At 64.0% G+C, this 22,006-nt stretch carries 21 protein-coding genes; 10 read left to right on the forward strand and 11 right to left on the reverse strand.

All coding sequences use genetic code 11. The annotated features are described in order from the left end of the window. The first annotated feature begins 7 nt into the window (after positions 1–7). Positions 8–466, forward strand: coding sequence for a DUF305 domain-containing protein (locus B597_RS26640; RefSeq protein ID WP_024161653.1), 459 nt, complete (start codon positions 8–10; stop codon positions 464–466). Here B597_RS26640 and B597_RS26645 read toward each other — a convergent pair. Next, positions 463–1,404: a class I SAM-dependent methyltransferase gene (locus B597_RS26645; RefSeq protein WP_003292765.1), complete on the reverse strand. Its 942-nt coding sequence runs from the start codon at positions 1,402–1,404 to the stop codon at positions 463–465. The genes B597_RS26640 and B597_RS26645 overlap by 4 nt on opposite strands. Before the next feature lie 61 nt (positions 1,405–1,465). Beyond that, positions 1,466–1,690 carry a hypothetical protein gene (locus tag B597_RS26650; protein ID WP_003292764.1) on the reverse strand — a complete coding sequence of 75 codons (225 nt, stop codon included), beginning with the start codon at positions 1,688–1,690 and terminating at the stop codon, positions 1,466–1,468. A 14-nt stretch (positions 1,691–1,704) separates the two neighbouring features. Between B597_RS26650 and B597_RS26655 the strand changes: the two genes are divergently transcribed. Further along, positions 1,705–3,237 (forward strand): sialate O-acetylesterase, encoded by a 1,533-nt coding sequence (locus tag B597_RS26655; protein WP_003292763.1) that lies wholly within the window; start codon positions 1,705–1,707, stop codon positions 3,235–3,237. 151 nt (positions 3,238–3,388) lie between these two features. Here B597_RS26655 and B597_RS26660 read toward each other — a convergent pair whose 3' ends face one another. Together B597_RS26660 and B597_RS26665 are read right to left on the reverse strand one after the other, a co-directional pair. After that, entirely contained in the window at positions 3,389–3,976 is a 588-nt protein-coding gene (locus B597_RS26660) for a glutathione S-transferase family protein (protein ID WP_003292762.1), read from the reverse strand. Continuing rightward, positions 3,973–4,401 carry a VOC family protein gene (locus B597_RS26665; RefSeq protein ID WP_003292761.1) on the reverse strand — a complete coding sequence of 143 codons (429 nt, stop codon included), beginning with the start codon at positions 4,399–4,401 and terminating at the stop codon, positions 3,973–3,975. The genes B597_RS26660 and B597_RS26665 overlap by 4 nt, the downstream gene beginning before the upstream one ends. Positions 4,402–4,514: 113 nt before the next feature. Here B597_RS26665 and B597_RS26670 point away from each other — a divergent pair, with 113 nt between their 5' ends. Further along, positions 4,515–5,438, forward strand: coding sequence for a LysR family transcriptional regulator (locus B597_RS26670; protein ID WP_003292760.1), 924 nt, complete (start codon positions 4,515–4,517; stop codon positions 5,436–5,438). A 166-nt stretch (positions 5,439–5,604) separates the two neighbouring features. Here B597_RS26670 and B597_RS26675 read toward each other — a convergent pair whose 3' ends face one another. Genes B597_RS26675 through B597_RS26690 form a run of 4 tightly spaced genes read right to left on the reverse strand, consistent with a single transcriptional unit; the run spans position 5,605 to position 12,864 of the window. Beyond that, on the reverse strand, positions 5,605–7,110 hold the full coding sequence (locus B597_RS26675) for an MFS transporter (RefSeq protein ID WP_003292759.1): 1,506 nt from the start codon (positions 7,108–7,110) through the stop codon (positions 5,605–5,607). Between the two features lie 9 nt (positions 7,111–7,119). Beyond that, positions 7,120–8,556: an efflux transporter outer membrane subunit gene (locus B597_RS26680; RefSeq protein WP_003292758.1), complete on the reverse strand. Its 1,437-nt coding sequence runs from the start codon at positions 8,554–8,556 to the stop codon at positions 7,120–7,122. After that, positions 8,556–11,693 carry a multidrug efflux RND transporter permease subunit gene (locus B597_RS26685; RefSeq protein WP_024161654.1) on the reverse strand — a complete coding sequence of 1,046 codons (3,138 nt, stop codon included), beginning with the start codon at positions 11,691–11,693 and terminating at the stop codon, positions 8,556–8,558. Before B597_RS26685 ends, B597_RS26680 begins: the two co-directional genes overlap by 1 nt. A 16-nt stretch (positions 11,694–11,709) precedes the next feature. Next, complete coding sequence (locus tag B597_RS26690; RefSeq protein ID WP_024161655.1) at positions 11,710–12,864, reverse strand: efflux RND transporter periplasmic adaptor subunit; 1,155 nt, start codon at positions 12,862–12,864, stop codon at positions 11,710–11,712. Between the two features lie 160 nt (positions 12,865–13,024). Between B597_RS26690 and B597_RS26695 the strand changes: the two genes are divergently transcribed. From B597_RS26695 to B597_RS47500, 4 genes are all read left to right on the forward strand, one after another. Further along, positions 13,025–13,759 (forward strand): response regulator, encoded by a 735-nt coding sequence (locus B597_RS26695; RefSeq protein WP_024161656.1) that lies wholly within the window; start codon positions 13,025–13,027, stop codon positions 13,757–13,759. Beyond that, entirely contained in the window at positions 13,756–14,832 is a 1,077-nt protein-coding gene (locus B597_RS26700; protein WP_003294231.1) for an ATP-binding protein, read from the forward strand. Before B597_RS26695 ends, B597_RS26700 begins: the two co-directional genes overlap by 4 nt. Positions 14,833–15,077: 245 nt before the next feature. Beyond that, positions 15,078–15,866, forward strand: a complete 789-nt coding sequence (locus tag B597_RS47495) for a pyruvate kinase (RefSeq protein WP_226924941.1) — start codon at positions 15,078–15,080, stop codon at positions 15,864–15,866. Next, complete coding sequence (locus tag B597_RS47500) at positions 15,820–16,977, forward strand: pyruvate kinase (protein ID WP_226924942.1); 1,158 nt, start codon at positions 15,820–15,822, stop codon at positions 16,975–16,977. Before B597_RS47495 ends, B597_RS47500 begins: the two co-directional genes overlap by 47 nt. Before the next feature lie 60 nt (positions 16,978–17,037). Here B597_RS47500 and B597_RS0223045 read toward each other — a convergent pair whose 3' ends face one another. After that, entirely contained in the window at positions 17,038–17,463 is a 426-nt protein-coding gene (locus B597_RS0223045) for a DUF6632 domain-containing protein (protein ID WP_226924943.1), read from the reverse strand. 165 nt (positions 17,464–17,628) lie between these two features. Next, on the reverse strand, positions 17,629–19,392 hold the full coding sequence (locus B597_RS47895) for a methyl-accepting chemotaxis protein (protein ID WP_031323198.1): 1,764 nt from the start codon (positions 19,390–19,392) through the stop codon (positions 17,629–17,631). Between the two features lie 617 nt (positions 19,393–20,009). On the opposite strand from B597_RS47895, the gene B597_RS26715 reads away from it, so the two are divergent. Then, positions 20,010–20,276 (forward strand): ParD-like family protein, encoded by a 267-nt coding sequence (locus B597_RS26715; protein WP_003294236.1) that lies wholly within the window; start codon positions 20,010–20,012, stop codon positions 20,274–20,276. Beyond that, complete coding sequence (gene map, locus B597_RS26720) at positions 20,273–21,070, forward strand: type I methionyl aminopeptidase (protein WP_003294237.1); 798 nt, start codon at positions 20,273–20,275, stop codon at positions 21,068–21,070. The genes B597_RS26715 and map overlap by 4 nt, the downstream gene beginning before the upstream one ends. 131 nt (positions 21,071–21,201) lie before the next feature. Here the strand turns inward: map and B597_RS26725 are convergent, their stop codons facing one another. Further along, positions 21,202–21,606 (reverse strand): VOC family protein, encoded by a 405-nt coding sequence (locus B597_RS26725; RefSeq protein ID WP_003294239.1) that lies wholly within the window; start codon positions 21,604–21,606, stop codon positions 21,202–21,204. Between the two features lie 58 nt (positions 21,607–21,664). On the opposite strand from B597_RS26725, the gene B597_RS26730 reads away from it, so the two are divergent. After that, on the forward strand, positions 21,665–21,967 hold the full coding sequence (locus B597_RS26730; RefSeq protein ID WP_003294241.1) for a putative quinol monooxygenase: 303 nt from the start codon (positions 21,665–21,667) through the stop codon (positions 21,965–21,967). The last annotated feature ends 39 nt before the right edge of the window (positions 21,968–22,006 follow it).

Raw genomic sequence — 22,006 nt, forward strand, 5'->3', positions numbered from 1 at the left:
ACAAGCCATGCAGCCCTACGCGAAATTCAGCGCCATGATCGCCACCTCGACACTGGTGATGTTCGGCCTGATGTACCTGAACGTCTTCGCGCTCGAGCATGTCCTGTTCAGCGAAACGCGCGCCTACATGGCTCTGGTGATGGGCGCGAGCATGGCGATCGTCATGCTAGCGTTCATGCTGAAGATGTATCCCAGGCGCGGCCTGAACATCGCCATTTTTGCCGGTAGTGCGCTGGTCTTCGCGGTGTCGCTGTGGCTGGTGCGCAGCCAGGCGACAGTGGACCAGGTGTCGTGGATGAAGGCGATGATCCCTCACCACTCCATTGCCATCCTCACCAGTGAACGGGCGGATATCCGCGACCCGCGAGTTCGCGAGCTGGCCGACAGCATCATCGAGGCGCAGCGACGGGAGATCGCCGAGATGAAGTCGCTGATCGAGGAATTGGAAGCCGGCGCTGAGCGCTAATCCGCCGCGACGAACAGCAGCGCCTTGAGCCCACTCTCCGGATGGATGTCGGGAAACTCCGGCGGGTTCTCCAGGCGCTGCTCGAAGCGCAGCTGCGGCGCCTCGGCCGCCATGCCGCGGATCAGGAAGTCCGAGCCGACATCCGGGTCGTTGACGCAGGCCAGCACCCGGCCCCCGGCGTTCAGCAGTTCCGGCAGCTTACGCAGGATCTTCTGGTAGTCGCGGGTCAGCGCAAAGCTGCCCTTCTGGAACGACGGCGGGTCGATGATGATCAGGTCGTACGGCCCGAGCTTGCGCACCTTGCCCCATGACTTGAACAGCTCGTGACCGAGAAAGCTGACCCGGCCGAGATCGTGCTGGTTCAGGCGATGGTTCTCCCGCCCGCGGGTCAGCGCGGCGCTGGCCATGTCCAGGTTGACCACATGCTCGGCAGCACCGGCAATCGCCGCCACCGAAAAGCCGCAGGTGTAGGCAAACAGGTTGAGCACCCGCTTGCCCTGCGCATGCTCCTGAACCCAGCGGCGGCCATAGCGCATGTCGAGGAACAGGCCGTTGTTCTGCTTGCGCCCGAGATCGAGCTTGTAGCGCAGGCCGTTCTCGCTGATCTGCCACTCGGTGGGCACATCCCCCAGCAAAGCCTCGGTCGGCGCATCCGGCAGATAGCGATGCTGCAGCAATAGCCGCTGTGCCTGGCCCTGTTGCCAGGCCGGGCTGGCAGTCAGTGCCATGAGCATCTGCCGCAGCGCCGCCAGTTCCGCCTCGTCGGGATCACGAAACAGCGCCACCAGCAGCGTCCCCTGCAGCCAGTCCACCGTCAGCTGTTCGAGCCCCGGATAGCAGCGGCCGCGGCCATGGAACAGCCGCCGCGTCTCGGCGGGCGCGGCGGCCAGGGCGTCTTGCAGATGCTGATCGAGGTAGGCAAGGGTTGCGGGCGTCATGGGCGGGCTTCGTCGGCGGTGTGGTCGCGCATTCTAAACGCAGCCGCCGCCGAGCGAGGCTTCAGATATCCAGGCCGAACTTGCCGATATGCCGGTTGCTTTCCTGGTAGCGGAACGCCTCGGCGATTGCGCGGCGCAGCGATGCGCAACCAGCCCTCGGATGCGCCACAGCATAGCCAATCCGTCCAACCCGTGACGGCAGCGAACTTACGTCCATCGCCATCGTCGAAAGCGCGTCCGCCCTCGCCACGGCCCACCTGCGCCAGCCGCGATGATCCAGTGCCATCCCGGAACAACCTCATGCCCGAGCTTCGCCATCGCCCTGAACACCCGTCCCCGACACTCCTGCGCTCGGCCATGGCCGCAACGCTGCTGGCCATCGCCGCGCACGCCCCGGCAGCCATCACGGACCGCGACCTCGCCGCCCGCGATGCCGAGAACAAGCGCCTGAGTGCCGAGCTGCTGGCCGAGCCCAACGAGCTGACCCAAGCGCTGGACAGCCGCTACAACCACATCATCACCTACGGCCAGTCGCTCGCCTCCGCCGCCGAAGGCTGGCCGGCGCTGTCCGTCGCGCCGCGCTACGACAACCTGATGCTCGGCCGCTCGCCGCGCTCGGCGGCCTTCAGCGGAGCCGCGTTCAAGCCGGTCGGCGAGATCGCCTTCACCCCGCTGCGCGCCGTGGTGCAACAGAAGAGCGATGCGGCGGTGCTGCTCGATGCGGAAAAGGTCGGCGAGCTGCCGCCGCAGGCCCAGGAAGAAGGCGAATCAGTGGAAGTCGGCGCGCTGAACATGGCGCGCCGGCTCTATCTGCATCAGCTCGGTCGCGACACCGACCCGGATCACCTGCTCGTAGCCAGTAACGCCTCCACCTCCGGGCGCTCCATTGCCCAACTGTCGAAAAGCGGCGGGACCAACGAGTACCAGCGGGTGATCCAGGCAGCCGAACAGGCCAAGGCGCTGGCCAATGCACAGCGCGCGAGCTACAGCATCAGCGCCTTCTTCTGGCTGCAGGGCGAGTACGACTATTCGCAGACCAACGGCGGCCGGAACGACAAGGCCTACTACAAGGCCCGGCTGCGCCAGCTGCGCGATGACCTCTACGCCGACACCGCCCGGGCCATCGCCGGGCAGGACAAGATGCCGGCATTCTTCAGCTACCAGACCGACGCCAAATCCTCGGTCAAGGACGGCTCGCTGGCCGTGGGCATGGCGCAATGGGAACTGGCCCGGGAAGAACCCGGCTGGTTCCTGGTCGGCCCGGTCTATCCGTACACCGACAAGGGCGTGCACCTGTCGGCGAACGGCTACCGCTGGTTCGGCCAGATGCTCGGCAAGGTCTACCACCGCGTGGTCGTCGAACGAAAGGGCTGGGCACCGCTGTCCCCGCGCCGCGCCACGCTGGATGGGCGCGACGTGCTGATCGATTTCCACGTTCCGCACCCGCCCCTGGCATTCGACCAGCCCTACATCGGCCACAGGGCCAGCGATGTAAAGAACAAGGGGTTCATGCTCCACGACGATCAGGGCGAAGTGCCGATCGCCGCCGTGGAAATCGTCGCCGACACCATCGTCCGCCTGCGCGCCGGCCGCGACCTGGCCGGTCAGCCCCACGTCAGCTACGCCAGCTATCAGGTCGGCGGCGCCGGCCAGCTACGCGACAGCGAACCACTGCGCGCCGACACCACCTACGAATACCTCCCCGACCTGATGCCCGCCGAAGCCAACATCAAGGCGCTGGTGCACCAGCCCTACCCGCTGCAAAACTGGAGCATCGCGTTCGATATCGCCGCTGAAAAAGACCCGCCAGCAGAACAGCCCGTCAGCGAGTAACCCCCCGGCGCCGGTCATACCGGCGCTTCGATCCCCAGCACGCGCATGCGCCGATACACCGTCGGGCGCGACACGCCAAGCCCTCACCGCTCAGGGTCTTCGTCGATTTCCTCAAGGCCGGGGGACAGGAGCGGAGCTGACTCAGCGCCGGTCAGGGCTTGGGCAGATAACCCGGCAACGCTTCCAGCCGCTCCATCCAGCGGGCGACGTGGCTGTACGGCGTGAGATCCACATCGCCTTCCGGTGCCAGCACCACGTAGGGGTAGGCTGCGCAGTCGGCGATGGTCGGCCGGTCGATCGCCAGCCAGTCGTGGCGCTGCAGATGATCGTCCAGCAACTTGAGCACCGCCGGCGCCTTGGCCAGCGCTGCGGCCTTGTCCAGCGGATAGCCGAATTTCTGTACCAGCCGCGCCGCATTCAGGCTGTGCTGAATCTCGTTGGCGGTGAAGGACAGCCACTGCACGATCTCCGCCTGCCCGCGCGGATTGTCCGGCCACCACGCCAGGCCGCCATAGGTCCCGGCGAGGTAGACCAGAATGGCTTGCGAGTCGCGGACGATGTGGCCGCCATCATCCAGAATCGGCAACTGCCCCAGCGGGTTCAGCTCGGACAGCGGCGGCTTCTTGTGCGCACCATTGGCGAAATCCACCGCTACCAATTCAAGGTCGATGTTTGCCAGCGCAGCGAACAGCCGCACCTTGTAGCAATTGCCGGATGGAGCCAGGTCATACAGTTTCATTGCGCACCTCCTTCGATGAGCTGATTGAATTCGAGAACGTTGCCGTCCGGGTCACGGATGAACAGCGCGATCCGCCGCGGGCCGATGGGATGCGGCCCCTCGGTGATGACGATGCCCTGCGCCTCGAGCCAATGCTGGAGGGCCGTGAGGTCGTCGACGATAAAGGCCGGATGGGTCATGCCCGGACGCTTGACCGGCGCATCCAGCAGCACGTTATGCGCATCGGCTGCACGCGCACCGTTGAAGATCAGGTTGATGCGCACGCCATCCGGGCTGAGCATTTCGTTGGCCTCGAACAGCGGAAAGCTCGCGCTCTCGACGAAGCCCAGCGCCTGGTAAAAGGCCATCGCGCGCGGCCGGTCGCTGACACGAATGCCGATGTGGTCGTAGGCGAGAATTCGAGCGGGACTGGCTGATTGATTCATGTGCGAAACTCCAGAAGACCTCGGTCCCTGAAGTGTCAGCCGCCCTGCGGGTTTCACCTATGCCGCGGGCCTGACAACATCTATGCAGCAATCGCACAAATCCAGGGGTGGCAATGGACAAGCTCAAGGCAATGGCCAACTTCGTTCGCATCGTCGACAACGGCAGCCTGAGCTCGGCCGCCGATGCCACCGGGCAATCCGTGGCATCGGTGGTACGCTCGCTGGCCGCACTGGAACGCCACCTCGGCGTGCGCCTGCTGAATCGCACCACCCGACGCATGGCCCTGACCGACGAGGGTACGGAGTACCTGGCCTGGAGCCGCCGCATGCTGGCGGACTTCGCCGACATGGAACAGCGCCTGGAAGCCAGTGACGGCGCCGTCCGCGGCCTGCTGCGCATCACCGCGCCAGTGGAGTTCGGCCAGCGTTACGTCGCGCCGCTGGTGAACGCATTTCTCGGGGAACATGCAGATATACGGGTCGAGCTGAACCTGAGCGACCAGATCGTCCCGCTGCTCGACGAACGCCTCGACCTCGCCCTGCGCATCGGCCAGCTGCCCGACTCAGCGATGGTTGCCCGGCAGATCGGCAGCACCCGGCTGGTCACCTGCGCCAGCCCGGACTACCTGAGCACCGCCCCCTCCATCGACACCCCGGCGGCGCTGAAGGACCACGCCTGCATCCTCTTCGCCGCCCAGGGCCGCCACTGGTACTACCGCCAGGGCGAGACGGAACAAGCCGAAGAAATCACCCCGCGCCTGACCTGCAACCAGATCCGCGCTGCCAGCCTGGCCTGCGTACAGGGCCTGGGCATCACGCGGCTGATGCACTATCAGGTCGCCGACGAACTGGCTGATGGGCGTCTGGTAAGAGTGCTCAGGGATTACGAACCGAAGGACCTGCCGATCCAACTGGTGTACCCGCACGCCTTGCAGCTGTCGCCAAGGGTGCGGGCGTTTGTGGAATGGGCTTGCCCGAGGTTGGAGAGGCTCACGCCGGGGCCGGATGGGGATAGTAGGCCGGCTGCTTTCTCCTAAACGGTCACGAAACGCGCCACCACTAACGGGTCCGCACCTTCTTCTGGATCAGGTTTCTTGACGAGGACTCAGGCCCCCAAAGCAGACGCCTACTGTCCAGCGGTGAGTGCAGTGGGCGTATTTCCAACATGGGGTTCTGCTCCATTTCCACACACTTTAAGAGCTATCAAACTTCACGCTCCCTGTAGCCTCTGAGCATGATGAATACAAAGATTCCCAGAATTCCGATCATCACCGAGGAAGTCATCAACAACATCGCATGCGCCGCCGAAAAAGCGTCTTTGGCCGCCTCGATCAGAGCAGCACCCTGGGGCTCAATCAAACTGTGAGCGACGACGTAGCTATCGCCAATCGAGCGCTCCGCACGCTCTGCTAGCGGTTTCGCAAGATCCATGGGAAGCGAGATCGTGTGGCTAAATATATCGGACAGGAATACACCGAAAAGAGTGATCCCAAGGCCGGTGCCCAGCTCATAGCCGGTGGCCTCGAGCGCACCTGCCGCCGCGCCCCTGCTGGCGTCCACCGAACCCATGATGGCAATGGACGAGGCGGTCAGGCCGATACTCAGGGTCAGGCCCAGCAGCGCCAACATCGCCGGGACCGTGAAACCAGGCTCATGGAAATCGGCCAGGGCCAGGAAGGCCAGGGCCACGGCAGACAGCCCCATCGACGCACTGGCCACCAGACGCAGGCCGCAGAGGTTGGACAAGTAGCCGGCCACCGGCCCACCGACGGCTGCGGCGGCCATGATCGGGATCATGAAGATGCCGGCCTGCAGCGGCGTCTTGCCCAGCACGTACTGCAGCTCCTGCGCCAGCGTCAGTTCGACCCCGGCCAAGGCACCGGTCGCCACCACGGCCATGATCATCCCGGCAAGGATCGCTGGGTGCGAGAACAGCGACAGGTCGAGCATGGGCGTCGCCGAATGCAGTTGCAGGTGCACGAAGGCGGTCAGCAGGCCCAGCCCAAACAAGATCACCGACAGTGCCACGCCCAGGGTTTGCGTCGCGCCGAAAGCAGCCTTGATGCCGTAAACCGTCATCAGCATGCCGGCGATCAGCAACAGGACCTGGCCCAGCGCCCAGGTACCGGGCGTGGTTTGCTCCGTGCGCGGCAGCAGGAGGAACACCAGCGGCGCGACCACCAGCATGATCGGCACGTTGATCAGGAAGGCCGAGCCCCACCAGAAGTGCTCCAGCAGCGCCCCGCCGATCAGCGGCCCAAGCGCGGCGCCGGCCGCACCGACCATGCCCCACAGGCCCAGGGCCATGGCGCGCTCGTCTTCGTCCTCGAAGGTGCGGCGGATGATGCCCAGCACGCACGGCATGATCATCGAGCCGCCGAGCGCCAGCAGCACCCGTGCAGCGATGAGCAGCGCGGGGGTCGGCGCGAAGGCTGCCAGCAGTGAGGCGATGCCGAACACCACCAGGCCGGTGAGCAGCACGCGGCGGTTGCCGATGCGGTCGGCCAGGGTGCCCATCGGCACCAGCAGGCCTGCCATCAGCAACGGGTAGATGTCGATGATCCACAGCACCTCGGTGGCCGAGGCGCCGAGCGCGAGGGTCAGCGAGGGCACGGCGATGTGCAGGATGGTCATGTCGATGACCACCGGCAGGAAGGCCAGCATGACGGCCAGCAGGATCAGCCAGCGACGGGGAATGACGGTAAGCATGGACGGACTCTATTGAGCCGCTGTGACAGCGGCAACCTCCGGAATATCGCGCGCATGCAGGCCGCCACCCAGCGACTTGTACAGCGCCACCCGGTTGGCGATTTCCGCGCGGCGCAGCTCCAGCAGCGCCTGCCGTACGGCCTGTAACTGGCGTTGCGCGTCGAGCAGCTCCAGACGGCCATCGACGCCCGCGCGGTAACGCAGGTCAGACAATTGCAGACGCCGCTCGGCCGCGCTCAATGCGCGCAGTTGCGCCTCGATTTGGCGGTCGAAGGTGGCGGTTCCGGCCAGGGCATCGGCCACCTCGCGGAAGGCGCCCTGGATGGCGCGCTCGTACTGCGCGACCGCTTCGGATTTGCGCACTTCGGCCAGGCGCAGTTCGGCGCGCAGGCGCCCGCCCTGAAACAGCGGCTGGGAAATCTGTGGTGCGAAACGCCAGACCTGTCCGGCCGGGTCGAACAAACTGCCGAGCGAGGTGCTGGCATAGCCGAACGACGCGGTCAGGGAAATCTGCGGGAAGAACGATGCCCGCGCCGCGCCGATATCGGCATTGGCGGCGACCAGAATCTGCTCGGCCTGGCGCAGATCCGGCCGATTCAGCAGCAGGTCGGCTGGCAACCCCGCCGGCAGTTGCGCGATCACCGATTGGCGCTCCAATGGCAAGCCAGCAGGGAGATCGCCCGGCAGTTCGCTGCCCACCAGCAACTGCAGGGCGTTGTCCGCCTGCGCCAGGGCGCGGCGGCGCGTCTGCAGGTCGGCTTCGGCCTGGGCCACCTGCCCTTCGGCCTGGGCCACGTCCAGGCTGCTGCTCTGCTCGGCCCGCTTGAGCAGGCGCGCCAGTTCCAGCGATTGCTGCCAGTCGGCCAGGGTGCGTTCGGTGAGCTGCAGTTGCTCGTCGGCCAGACGCTGGGCGAAGTAGGCCTCGGCCACCGCACCGACCAGGGCGATCTGCGCCGCGTCGCGGCCCTGCTCGCTGGCCAGGTAGCGCGCGAATGCCGCATCGGAGAGCGCGCGCACACGGCCGAACAGGTCCAGCTCGAAGGCGCTGAGGGCAACGTTCACCCCGCTCTGCTGGCTCACCTCACGGCTGACCTGGCCGCTGGTATCGGTGCTCAGGGCGCGCTCACGCGTGCGCGTTCCTTCCAGCCCCACGGCCGGCAGTCGCGCGGCGCGCTGGATGTTGGCTTGCGCCTGCGCCGCCTCGACATTGAGGGTGGCCAGGCGCAGGTCGCGGTTATTGGCCAGTGCAAGATCGATCAGCCGTTGCAGGCGCGGGTCGCCGAACATCGCGCGCCAGCCCAGGGCACTGGCCGGCAGCGTCGAGGCCGGTGCGGCAGCAGCCATGGGAAAGCTCGCCGGCACGGGCGCAGCCGGGCGCTCCAGGGTCGGCGTCAACGAGCAGGCGCTCAGGCAGGCGAGCAGCGGCAAGGTCAGATACAAGCGCATCACGGGTTCTCCTGGGGCAGCGCAGCAGTGCCACGTCGAGCACGCCAGGCGCTCAAGCGCTCCTGCGTGCCAATCACGAACACAAAAAAGGCCGGCACGAAGAACACCGCCAGCAGGGTGCCACTGAGCATGCCGCCGAACACCCCGGTGCCGATGGCGTGCTGGGTTTCGGCGCTGGCACCGCTGGCGAGCATCAGCGGCACCACGCCGAGGGTGAAGGCCAGCGAGGTCATCAGGATCGGCCGCAGGCGCAGGCGCGCGGCGGTCACGGCAGCATTGACCAGCGTGCGCCCCTCGCCATGCAACTGGCGGGCGAACTCGACGATGAGAATGGCGTTCTTCGCCGACAGGCCGATGATGGTGATCATCCCCACCTTGAAGAACAGGTCGTTGGGCATGCCGCGCAGCATCACAGCGGCTACCGCACCGAGCAGGCCCAGCGGCACCACCAGCATCACCGACAGCGGGATCGACCAGCTCTCATAGAGCGCCGCCAGCACCAGGAACACCACCAGCGCCGAGAGCAGCATCAGCAAGGGCGCCTGCGCCGCCGACTGTTGCTCTTGCAGAGACTGCCCGGTCCAGGCCAGGGCGAAGCCCTGCGGCAACTGCGCCACCAGGCGCTCCATCTCGGCCATCGCCGCGCCGCTGGACACGCCAGCCGCCGCGCCACCGGCGATACGCACGGCGGGAAAGCCCTGGAAGCGCATCATCTGCTGCGGCGACTCGCTCCATACCGGCGTTACCACCTCACGCAGCGCCACCATGCCGCCGCTGGCATTGCGCACGCGCAAGCCGAGCACGTCGTCCAGTTGCATGCGTGCCGAGGCGTCGGCCTGCAGGATGACCTGCTGCATGCGCCCGGCATTGGGGAAGTCGTTGACGTACAGAGAGCCCATGGCCGCCGACAGCGTGCTGCTCACCGCCGCGAAGGACAGGCCCATGGCCTCGGCCTTCTGCCGGTCGATCTCCAGGCGGATGCTCTCGCCGGGCGGCAGGCCATCGGGGTAGACATCGCTGACCACCTCACTCTGCGCCGCCAGCTCCAGCAGTTGCGCCTGCGCCGCCAGCAAGGCGGCCTCGCCCCGGTTGGCGCGGTCCTGCAGGAACAGGGTGAAGCCCGAGGATGTGCCCAGCTCGTCGATGGCCGGCGGCATCATGCTCATCACCGTGCCCTCGACGTTGTCCGCCATGGCCTGCTGCGCCAGCTCGGCTTCTTCGGCGGCGGTGGCGCCATCGCGCTGATCCCAGTCCTTGAGCATGGTGAAGGCCATGGCCGCGTTGGGGCCGGAACCGGCGAAACTGAAGCCCAACACCACCAGGTTGGCATCCAGCCCCGGACGCGAGGCCACGTGCGCCTCGTAGGCCTTGACCACGTCCAGCGTGCGCTCGCTGGTAGCGCCGGTGGGCAGCTGGATGGAGGTCATGAAGTAGCCCTGGTCCTCCTCGGGCAAAAAAGCCGACGGCAACTGCGCGGCAGCGACGGCCAGTACCGCGCAGAGCACGGCGAAGGCCGCCATCATTCGTCCGCTGCGCCCGGCCAGGCGCGCCACCCGCGCCCCATAGCTCGCCGTGAGGCGCTCGAAGCCCCGGTTGAAGGCACCGAAGAAGCCGCGTTTGTCATGGTGCCCGGCGCTAACCGGGCGCAGCAACGTGGCGCACAGCGCCGGCGTCAGGCTCAGGGCGAGGAAGGCCGAGAACAGGATCGACACCGCCATCGACAGGGTGAACTGCTGGTAGATCACCCCCACCGAGCCACTGCCGAAGGCCATGGGGATGAACACGGCGGTGAGTACCAGGGTGATGCCGATCACCGCGCCGGTGATTTCCCGCATCGCCTGCCGGGTCGCCTCTTTCGGCGACAGCCCTTGCGTGGCCATCAGCCGCTCGACGTTCTCCACCACCACGATGGCGTCGTCGACGATGATGCCGATGGCCAGCACCATGCCGAACATGGTCAGCGAGTTGATCGAGAAACCGGCCAGCAGCATCACCGCGAAAGTGCCGAGCAGCGCGATGGGCGCGACGATGGCCGGGATCAGCGTGTAGCGCAGGTTCTGCAGGAACAGGAACATCACCAGAAACACCAGCGCCATGGCCTCGAACAGGGTGTAGATCACCTTCTCGATGGACACCTTGACGAAGGGCGCGGTGTCGAACGGCACCGAGTAGGCCATGCCGGCCGGCATGCTCGGCGCCAGCTCGGCCAGGCGCTCGCGCACCTTTGATGCGGTGCGCACGGCATTGGCGCCGGGCGACAGCTGGATGGCGGCACTGGTCGCCGCCACGCCGTTCTCGCGGTTGGAGAAACCGTAGGACTGCGCGCCCAGCTCGACCCGCGCCACGTCGCCGAGCACCACCCTGGCGCCATCGGCAGCGGCACGCAGGACGATGGCGGCGAACTGCTCCGGCGTGCTCAGTTGGCCCTGCACGGTCAGCGGCACGGTCAGGCGCTGGCCTGGCAGCGCCGGCTCGTCGCCGATCCGCCCGGGGGCAATCGACGCGTTCTGCTGCTCAATGGCCTGGGCCAGTTCATTCATGGTCAGGCCATAGGCGGTGAGCTTGTTCGGGTCGACCCAGACGCGCATGGCCTGCTCGGCGCCAAACAGCTGCACGCGCCCGACGCCTTCGATGCGGCGCAACTCCTGAACGATGTTGCGCGCCAGGTAGTCATTCAGTGCGACTTCATCGAACTGGCCGTTGGGTGACGTCAGGCCGACCATCATCAGAAAGCCCGAGGCGGCAGACTCCACCTGCAGGCCGCTTTGCCGCACGGCCTGGGGCAGGCGTGGCTCGACCGCCTTGATGCGGTTCTGTACGTCCACCTGGGCCAGCTCCGCATCGGTGCCCGGCTTGAAGGTGGCGGTGATCTGCGCGGTGCCCGAGGTGTCCACCGAGGACTCGAAGTACAACAGGTTCTTCACCCCCGATAGCTCACGCTCGACCAGGCTTACCACCGAGTCGTTGAGCGTCTGCGGGGAGGCCCCCGGATAGGCGGCATAGATGGTCACCGACGGCGGCGCCACCGAGGGGTAGCGGGCAATGGGCAACTGCGGGATGGCGATGACGCCGACCAGCACGATGAACAGGGCGATGACCCAGGCAAACACCGGACGGTTGATAAAGAACTGCGGCATGAGGGCTTCCCCGGAGTCAGCGCGCGGCGGCGCTGAGGCGTTCGCGGGGGGCGGCGGGCTGCCAGGGGCGCGTGGCGACTTGGGCGGCGGGGCTCAGGCGCTCGATACCCTCGATCACCACCTGCTGCCCGGCGCTGAGTCCGGACACCACACGGTAACGGCCTTCGACCAGCTCACCGACCTCGATCGACACCGGCTGCACCTGGCCCTGGGCATCCACCAGCCACACGCTGGCCTGACCTGCCGTGCGGGTCACCGCCTGCTGCGGCACGCTGAGGGCGGCGGGGTAATGCGCACGGGGAATCCGTGCCTGCACGTAAAGGCCAGGCAGCAGACGGCGCTGCGGGTTGTCCACCAGTACGCGCAGCAGCACGTCGCCGGTGCCGGCATCCACCTCGATGCCGGAGAACAGGATGCGCCCATGCATGCCCAGCGGCTTGCCGTCGCTGCCGAGGATATCGATGCTCAACTCCGGCGTCGCCGAACCTGCCTGCTGCCGCAGCGCGTCCAGCACCGAAGCGGACTGGCGCACGTCGACGTACACCTGATCGATCTGCTGGATGCGCGCCAGGGGCGTGGCATCGGTGGGCGACACCAGCGCTCCTTCGCTGACCAGCGCCTGGTCGATGCGCCCGGCAATCGGCGCCTCGACGCTGGCGAACTGCAAATCCAGCTTGCGCCGTGCCAGCGTCGCCCTGGCCTGGGCTACATCGGCGGCGGCCTGCTCACGCTGCGCCACGGCATCGTCATACACCTGGCGGCTGACTGCCTCGGCCTTCACCAGCAGCGTCAGGCGCTCGACCTGCACCTGTGACCGTGCCAAAACCGCCTCGGCGCGCTGCAAGGCAGCAGCGGCACTGTCCACCTCGGCCTTGAACGGCGCGGGATTGATCTGGAACAGCACGGCACCGGCCTCGATCTCGGCGCCCTGTTCGAACAGGCGGCGCTGCACGATGCCACCGATCTGCGCACGAATCTCGGCGCTACGCACGGCAGCCACACGCGCAGGCAGAACCTCGCTGACCGCCAGTTCGTGCGCCTGCAGTGTCAGCACCGAAACCTGCAGCGGCGCGGCCGCTTCGGCTTGCTCTGGCGCCGCGTCGCACCCTGCCAGTGCCAATACGGCAAGCCCTGCGAGCACGATGCCCAGATGCCGTTGTTTGCTGCCCATAACCCACTCCTCGTTGCACGCTACGCTCCGGTGACCTGATGCCGAACGGGAGCTGATCGAGGCTGCAGTCTGGAACAGCGCTGTTGCGAATGATTCGAGGCTTTATGGAGAAAGCATGGAGGGCGCGATAACATTCAGCGCCATCGCCTTCGAGTCTTCAATGTCCGATCCCAACGTGCGCCTCAGCCCCGCTTTCCCTACTGCGTCGCTGGTGCTGGTCGCCGAGGACGAAGCCGAGATCGCCGACATCCTTATTGCCTACCTGCAACGCAGCGGGCTGCGTACCCACCACGCCAGCGACGGTCAGCAGGCATTGGCCCTGCACCAGGCGCTCAAGCCGGACCTGCTGCTACTCGATGTGCAGATGCCGGTGCTCGACGGTTGGAAGGTGCTCAGCGAAATCCGCTCCCGAAGTGACACCCCGGTGATCATGCTCACCGCGCTCGACCAGGACATCGACAAGCTGATGGGCCTGCGCCTGGGGGCCGACGACTACGTGGTCAAACCCTTCAACCCGGCCGAGGTGGTGGCGCGGGTGCAAGCGGTACTGCGGCGCACGCGGGCGAGCGCGCCTGCCGCCACGCAGATGCTGCGCGTCGGCCCGTTCCAGATCGACCTGGACAGCCACGAGGCCAGCGTGCAGCGTGATGGCCAGCCGCACACGCTGGAACTGACCCTGACCGAGTTCAAGCTGCTGGCCTGCCTGATGCGCGCGCCGAAACGAGCGTTCAGCCGCGCGGAACTGCTGGAAAACTGTTTGCCCGAAGGCGATACCCAGGAGCGCACCGTGGACAGCCACGTCAGCAAGCTGCGCAAGAAGCTCGAAGCCCTCGACATCCAGGGCGTGCCTGCCAGCGTCTGGGGCGTGGGCTATCGCTTCGGCGCCGAGCCATGAAGCCGACACCGGGGCTGCGCCGGCAGTTTATCCAGGCCCTGGCGGTAATGGCGCTGGGCATCATCTTCATCGCCGTGTTCGGCTCCTACGTGTTCTACGCGATCGCCGTGGCCTACATGCCAGGCAGCATCTCCGAAACCTGGATACCTTCGCAGGTAGAGATGATCTGGATCGGCTGCACCATTGTCGCCGCGCTGGGCATGTCGGTATTCGTCGCCATTCGCCTGTCGCGGCGTCTGATCACGCCGCTGAACTCGGTGGCGCACAGCCTGCGCGAAGTGGCCGAAGGGCGGCTCGACGCGCGCGCGCCATTGGGCGAGCAGGCCATGGGCGAGACGGCGCAACTGGTACGCGACTTCAATGCCATGGCCGAGCGCCTGCAAAGCATGACCCGCGAGCGCGAATTCTGGAACGCCGCCATCGCCCACGAGCTGCGCACCCCGGTAACCATTCTGCGCGGCCGCCTGCAGGGCCTGGCCGAAGGCGTGTTCAGCCCCAGCAGTGAGTTGTTCGAGGGCCTGCTGCGCCAGGTGGAGGGCCTCAACCATCTGATTGAAGACCTGCGTGTGCTGAGCCTCAACGACAGCGGCCACCTGGAAGTGCAACGAGTCAGCGTCCGGCTGGCCGATGAACTGCGCACCGTGCTGCAGGCCTTCGCCACGCCCCTGGCGGAGAGGGGCTTTAACCTGCACGAGGAACTGGACACCAGCCTGCAGGTGGAGTGCGATCCGGTGCGCATCCGCCAGGCGCTGATGGCACTGCTGGAGAATGCCATGGGCCATGCCGATCCGGGCAACCTGTGGGTACGCCTGGAACAGGCGAACGGCCTCTGCCAACTGACCGTGGAGGACGATGGCCCGGGTATCGACAGCACTCTGGCCGCCGACATTTTCGAAGCCTTTCGTCGTGGCGATCCTTCGCGCTCTCGAAAAAACGGCGGTAGCGGCCTGGGGCTTGCCGTGGTCAAAGCTATCGCAGAGGCCCATGGTGGTCATGCGATATGCCAACCCTCTGGCCTGGGAAGTTCGTTCATTATTTCCTGGCCGGCCAGCACGCAGGTTGCACAGCAATAGCCCGTTGACCCAGCGTCCACAATTGGCCGAGTCCGGCCGAACGGCGACTTTGGCCACAAGCAGTCTCGAGCTGCGGACAAAAATGGCAGGCAACGGTTACCTGTCGGGTTCACGTCCCTCCCCTCGCGTAAAGCTTTATCCAGAGCGACCCACTGGTCGTCTGTCATGAAACGGGTACACCCTGCAGTTGGTCAGTCTCACTACCGTTAGCGGCCGCTCCGACCGCATGCTCTCTGGAGAATTCGATGTCGAAAAAGGCACCGACCCGTTCCTCTGCAGTCCTGGCTTCCGATCCCTTACGCGTGCAGCTCGAACGGCTACGTGACGAGATGACGAGCGACGCCTGCCTGGCGCCGCTGGAAAGCATCCAGGTTCATGACTGCTACAGGCTAAGCGCCGAGAACCTGCTGCACTATCTCTGCCTTCGTCGCCATGACTTGCGTGAAGTACAAGCGCAGTTGGCCCAGATCGGGCTGTCGTCCTTGGGTCGGTCAGAGGCGGCAACACTCGCAGCGGTGACTGCGGTGATCGGCGTGTTGCAACGGCTCGAAGATCCGAATGCGCAAGTGCCCACTACCCCTGACCTGGGGCTGGATGAGGGTGGGCGTCTGTTGGAGGCTCACACCGAGGCGCTGTTCGGGAAGCCCCGTAGCGCACGGCCGGTTCGAATCATGGTCACGCTCCCCTCCGAAGCGGCGCACGACGGCGAACTCATCAATGCGCTAATCAAGGAAGGCATGGATTGCGCGCGTATCAACTGCGCACATGATGACCCGGACAGCTGGCGTGCGATGATCGAGCATGTTCGTGCGGGGGAGAAAGCGCTTGGCCGTGAGTGCAAGGTCGCCCTCGATCTCGCTGGCCCCAAGTTGCGCACGGGGCCCATTGCAAACGCGCCAGGTGTGAAAAAGGTACGGCCCAGGCGCGATTGCTATGGGGCGTGTCATCTGCCCCGCGCGCGTTCGTCTTGCCTGGACGAAGGCAGGCTTGAACGATTCCGATACCGACGCATGTTTGATGGTTACAAGCGATAAAGCGCTGGCCGTACGGGCTGGCGATACGCTCAGGTTGCGCGATGCGCGAGGCTCGAAACGAAAGATGAGGGTCGTCGCGGCCAATCAGGATGGCTGCCTGGCGGAGCTGAACAAAACGGCCTACTTCACTGACGGTATGCAGATCAAACAGCGCCGCGCAGGCAAGACCCATGGCCGAATGCGCCTCACCGACCTGCCGCCACGTGAGCAGCATTTGACCCTGCGGGTTGGCGACCTGTTGACGCTGACTGCTGACGACGACCCTGTCGATCCGCCGAGCAACGACAACGATGCCGAGATCGCACGGATAGGCTGCACCCTACCGCACGTCCTGGCGGCGGTCGGAACGGGCGATCCGGTTTGGTTCGACGACGGCAAGATCGGGGCGCGGGTGGAGTCAGCGTCTGCCGAGGCGCTGACCTTGCGCATCACCCAAGTCGCGCATGCCAGCGGTCGCGCCACGCTGGCCAGTGACAAGGGCATCAACTTCCCTGACAGCACCCTCCCAGTCCGTGCGCCGACCGAGGAAGATATTGAGACGCTCGGGTTCGCGGCTAAACACGCCGATATCGTCGAGATGTCCTTTGCCAACAGTGCCGAAGACGTAATCGAACTGCTCGATCATCTAGAACGGCTGGACGCGAAGCATCTTGGCGTCGTGCTGAAAATCGAAACCCGTGCCGGTTTCGAGAACCTGCCCGCGATGCTCCTCGCCGGGATGCGATTGCCGCGATTGGGCGTAATGATCGCCCGAGGCGATCTGGCGGTAGAGACCGGCTTCGAACGTTTGGCCGAACTCCAGGAAGAAATACTGTGCCTGTGCGAGGCAGCCCACGTACCGGTGATATGGGCAACCCAGGTGCTTGAAAGTCTGGCCAAGAAAGGAGCCCCGGCGCGTTCCGAAATTACCGATGCAGCCATGAGCGTTCGCGCCGAGTGCGTGATGCTAAACAAGGGACCGTACATTATCAGGGCGGTGACGACCTTGAATGACGTACTGCACCGCATGCGGGAGCATCGCACCAAGAAGCGCGACCTGCTTCGCTCTCTGCATGTGGCTGAGCGTGAGGCAAGCTTCAGGAAACCCTCTGAATCGCCCCTGGCTTCGTAGGCACCACCAGGTCTCAAATGAGGTCAGTCAGTCGCGAAGCAGCTCGCTTCCGGCTGGTATCTAGGCCCCATCGTGTGTCCGGGGCCGAGCGGCCAATTGCGTGCGGGGCGTCAAGATGGCCAAGGCAACCGCCACGATGAAGAGCGCCGGCACATCACCTGCCAAGTGCCCCATTTGCCCCGGCTGGGTGACCGCCTGGGCGGCCATGATTGCTCCATGTACGGCGCTAGACCACACGGTGAACCAGATCAGGCTCAGATTGGCCAATGGATCACGCGCGGCCCGGATCAAGAACACGCCAAGCGTGGCGTAGATGCCAACGATCATCAGCGGGTAGTCCGAGTGACCAACGTGCCAGGCCCAGCCGGACGGCCAGAACATCATACAAGGCCGGGAATCGTGACAGTCGGGTGACCGCTGAAGGCGACTTCCACCATGGATGGCAAGCCCAATCTGCTCGATCAGTTCCGGCAGCAGACCAAGCATAGCTATTCGTGAGCTATCGCTCCGCCCACCGGCCGCTGGCCGGAAACTGCCCTTCGCATCAAGCCGCTGCCGGGCCACAAGCAGCCATCCGCAACTATGGCTTCTGCGATTCAGTTGGTGACAGCGGCTTGAGTCGCTGGACACATAGGCGCAAGAGCCTAGCACCTACGATGAGGACAGCAGGGCATTCAGGGATACGCTCAAGCGGTCGATTCGTTCGGTGCTTTCGGTGACCAGCTGGGTGATCTCTGTTGCTGAATCGGCGGACTGCTGGGCGAGCTTGCGAACCTCATCAGCGACCACGGCGAAGCCGCGTCCGGACTCACCGGCCCTGGCCGCCTCAATGGCGGCATTCAGGGCCAGGAGGTTGGTTTTCTGGGTGATCGAGTTGATCGTTGCGATGATGTTGACAATCTGAGTGCTCGACTCCTGTACAAGGCGCATCTCGCGGTCCGTAACCAGCGAGGCATCATGCTTGACCTGCTCGTCGATGCCGTAGCTGACCAGGCGCTGAATCCTGCCGATCGAATCGGTGATGGGGCAGACGGCGCCGCTGAATTGGATGGTGCGCCCATCCTTGCCTGGGGTCGTATAACCGCCAGCGTATTGCTCACCCTTGAGCAGTCTGGAAAAGACTTCGGCGCCCAGAATATCGCGAAGGTTAAGCTTGAGGCGCAGCAACTCGGATGCCTGCTGGAAACCAAGGTGCTGGACCAAGTAATCGTTGGCCGAGTGCATCAAGCCATCAGTTTTCCATTCCGCTACGGCATTGGTGACGCTGATAGCTTCAAACCGCTTTTCCGACTCAAGGGACAGCTCCTTGGTTTGGGTGATATTGGCCTGGATTGAGATGTACTGCTCGACCTCGCCTGCAGCGTTGAAGATGGGATTGATCGCCAGCGAAATCCAGTAGTGCTCGCCCGTTTTCCCGTAGTTTAGGATCTCGTTGTAAATGGGGCGGTTGTTACACAGGCCGTCCCTGATCTGCGCGACGGTTTCCATGTCAGTTGCCGGCCCCTGCAGGAAGTTGCCCGGCTTCTTCCCGACCACTTCATCCAGACTGTAACCGGTGAGCTTGGTAAAGCCCTGGTTCACATACTGGATGAAGCCATCCTTGTTGGTGATGACGATGGAATTATCTGTCTCGTTGGCGACCAGGGAGAGAAGCTTGAATTCCTGATTGCGAAGCACCTCGGCGGTGATGTCATTCGCGAACTTGATGACTCGCACAACCTCGCCATCGGATTTGCGAATGGGGTTATAGGTGGCATGAATCCAGACAGAACGGCCACTTTTGGTGATCCTCTCGTACTCGGCTGTCTCGAAGTTGCCGGCGCGAAGCTTGTTCCAGAAGTCGGCGTACGCCCTGAATGTGTGCTCGGACTCACGGACGAAAATTCGGTGTTTCTTGCCGCGAATCTCTGACAGGGAATAGCCCATCAGATTGAGGAAGTTTTCGTTGGCTTCGATAATCGTGCCGTCAGGGCTGAACTCGATAACCGCCTGTGAACGATTGATGGCCTCCATCTGCGCGCGGACGCGTGCGCCCTCGATCACCTGGGCGGTAACGTCAGTGGCAAACTTGATGATCCGCTGGACCCTTCCGCCACGAATAATCGGAGTGTAGGTCGCCTGAATCCAAACAGCCCCGCCGCTTTTGCTGAGCCGCTTGAACTCTCCAGTCTGGGGACGGCCTGCCCGCAGGTCCTGCCAGAAGGATCGGTATGCCGGGCTCTGGGCGTAATCAGGGGAGGCAAAGATGCTGTGATGGCGGCCGCGAACTTCGTCGAGCGAATAGCCCAACAAGTCCAGGAAATTCTTGTTGGCTCGAATTACTTTGCCGTCAAGATCGAACTCGATGACTGCCTGCGTCTGCTCAATAGCATTAATTACGTCCAAGGCAGATCTTTTACGAAATAGGTTAAGCATCTAGGTTCCTGGCCATCCGGATAATTCTGTTCTTGTTTAACGGCAGGCCGAAGGCGAATTTAAGCCCCGCATGCCAAGCCTACATGCTCTGGTCGGCAGCACTTGGTTGAGGGGCTGCCGCGAGCGCGAGCCATCAGTCGATGACTATCGCCATCGGCTCCTGCTAATCCTGGAGCGTCGTTAACCGGTTAGATGAAGTCGTTGAGCGATTTGAGATATCACAAAAAGGGCAACGGACGAAGAATTTAGGAAGCTTGGTGGCCGCTCCATCAGAGCGGCCACGTCAGCCGCTATCAGGATCGCTCCCCGAGTGATGGCTGGGGGCCGGCTGGTCTGTGCGGATACCAGATCCGACACTAGCCAGGAGGGGGCAGATACCCAGCTGGTGCCTCATAGCCTGACTGATCATATGCTCCGTGGTCACCATATCCATAGGCTAAGCAGACAGCAGCCACCGACGGACGAATCCGACCCAAGGCGCCCCGCCCCATTCACGCAGAAACAGGCTACAAATGCCTCACGCAACAGCCGCTCCCAAGCGGTCCCTTTGCCACGATTGCAGGACGACCACCCGGCGCCTAATATACGTTTCGTAAACGCTTCGTATAGAGGATGCGATGGGCATAGTGAAAATTTCCGAAGAGATGCACGAGAGTCTGCGTATCTCAAGCAGCGCGTTGAGCCGTTCGATCAACGCACAGGCGGAACACTGGATGCGGCTTGGCATGCTTGTTGAACTCTATCCTGACCTCGACCATAACCAGCTTTGCCGGATGCTCATTCGTGCTGAAGAGGCCGGCGGACTGAGCTTGAGGCGGGTATGCGATCAGGCAGACCTAGCCGCTGCCTCCCGCTCTACGGCTGAGCAGGAACGAGCATCATGAAAGGCAGCATCCCCCTCCACAGCACAGCTGATATTGCGCGATCCAAGGCGGCTGGCTGCCTGGCAGCCGAAGTGCTGGCAATGATCGCCGAGCACGTCAAACCGGGCATCACCACCGAGCGGCTCGACCAGATATGCCACGAATACATCGTTCAGGTGCTGAAGGCCATTCCGGGGAATGTCGGTTACCAGGGTTACCCTAAAACGGTGCTCACGTCGGTCAATGATGTTGTCTGCCACGGCATTCCGTCAGCCACCGAGCTGCGGGACGGGGACATCGTGAACATCGACGTCGCGGTGGTGAAAGACGGCTGGTACGGCGACACCAGTCGCATGTACGTCGTTGGCCAAGCAAGTGACCGGGCGTTGCGGCTCGTAAAAACAACGTACGAGGCGTTGTGCGCCGGTATTCGTGTGGTGCGGCCCGGCGCAACGCTGGGTGACATCGGCCACGTGATCGAACAAGTGGCCGCGCGGGAAGGCTTCAGCGTGGTCCGGGATTTTTGCGGGCATGGCATCGGGAAGGTTTATCACGATGAGCCGCAGATCCTGCACTACGGCAAGCCCGGCCAGGGCATGAAGTTGAAGGCCGGGATGATCTTCACCATCGAGCCCATGCTGAACGCCGGCAAGTATCAGGTTAAGACCCTGGCTGACGGCTGGACAGTCAAGACCAGGGACCAGTCCCTGTCGGCGCAGTGGGAACACATGGTGGCGGTCACGCCGACCGGATTCGAAGTCCTCAGCCCCTGGCCCGACTCAGTTGAAGGATATCCGCCGATTACCCACGGCTAGCCGTGGGTCATTTCTGTTTCGACAAATGCCAAGCAGGTGCCTTTCGGCATTCCAAGATGGCGGTGGCGACCGCAAACCGGCTGAAGGCGGTCGTTCCGTTTTCCTCCGCTCGCCCCCTCGCCCCGTTCAGATCAATGCAAACGCTGCCCCGATACCGCCGGATGATAAAGCGGCTGAACGGTATTTCCCGCCGGATCAAGCATATGAAAACTATGGGCGCCGTCGCTGTGGGCGAAGGGGCGATCCAGCAGGGTCACGCCCTGGGCTTTCAGGTATTCGTACCAGGCGTGGAGTTCGTCCAGGCTATCGACGATGAAGCCGTAGTGATCCATTGCCTGGACGCCGCTGCTTTTTTCCCGGGCGCGGCCCAGGGAGAGGTTGTCGTTGCCGCAGGTCAGATAAACGAGGTCCTTGCTCGCGCGGTTGAGCACTTCCATGCCCAGCACGTCGACATAGAAACGTTCGCACTCTTCGAGGTTCGGGGCGGTCAGCGCCAGGTGACGCAGGCCATTCAGGCGACCGGGACGGGTTGGCATGGCTTGATCCTTTCTTGTATACAATCAAGCCGCAACCATAAAACAAAACAGGATGCTTATGTACTGTCTCATTTTGAAAACTCAGCTCAAGCCTGGCTCGTTCGCTCAGTTCATGGAGGCCATGCGCGTCAATGCCGCTGCTTCGGTGCAGAACGAGCCGGATTGCCTGGTGTTCGATGTCGTGCAGGATCTGAGTGATCCTGATCTGGTGTATCTCTACGAACTGTACCGCGACGAATCGGCCTTCACTTACCACAAGACCACCGAGCACTACCTGCAGAGCCGCCCGCTGGTAGGCGAATACATCGTCAAGCAAGAAGCCATGAAGGGCCGCATGGTCAGCGCCAATAGCAAGCGCTGAATCATCACTCGAAACTGACACAGGGATCGCCTCCATCTA

This window comes from Stutzerimonas stutzeri KOS6 (assembly GCF_000307775.2).
Lineage (GTDB): Bacteria > Pseudomonadota > Gammaproteobacteria > Pseudomonadales > Pseudomonadaceae > Stutzerimonas > Stutzerimonas stutzeri_B.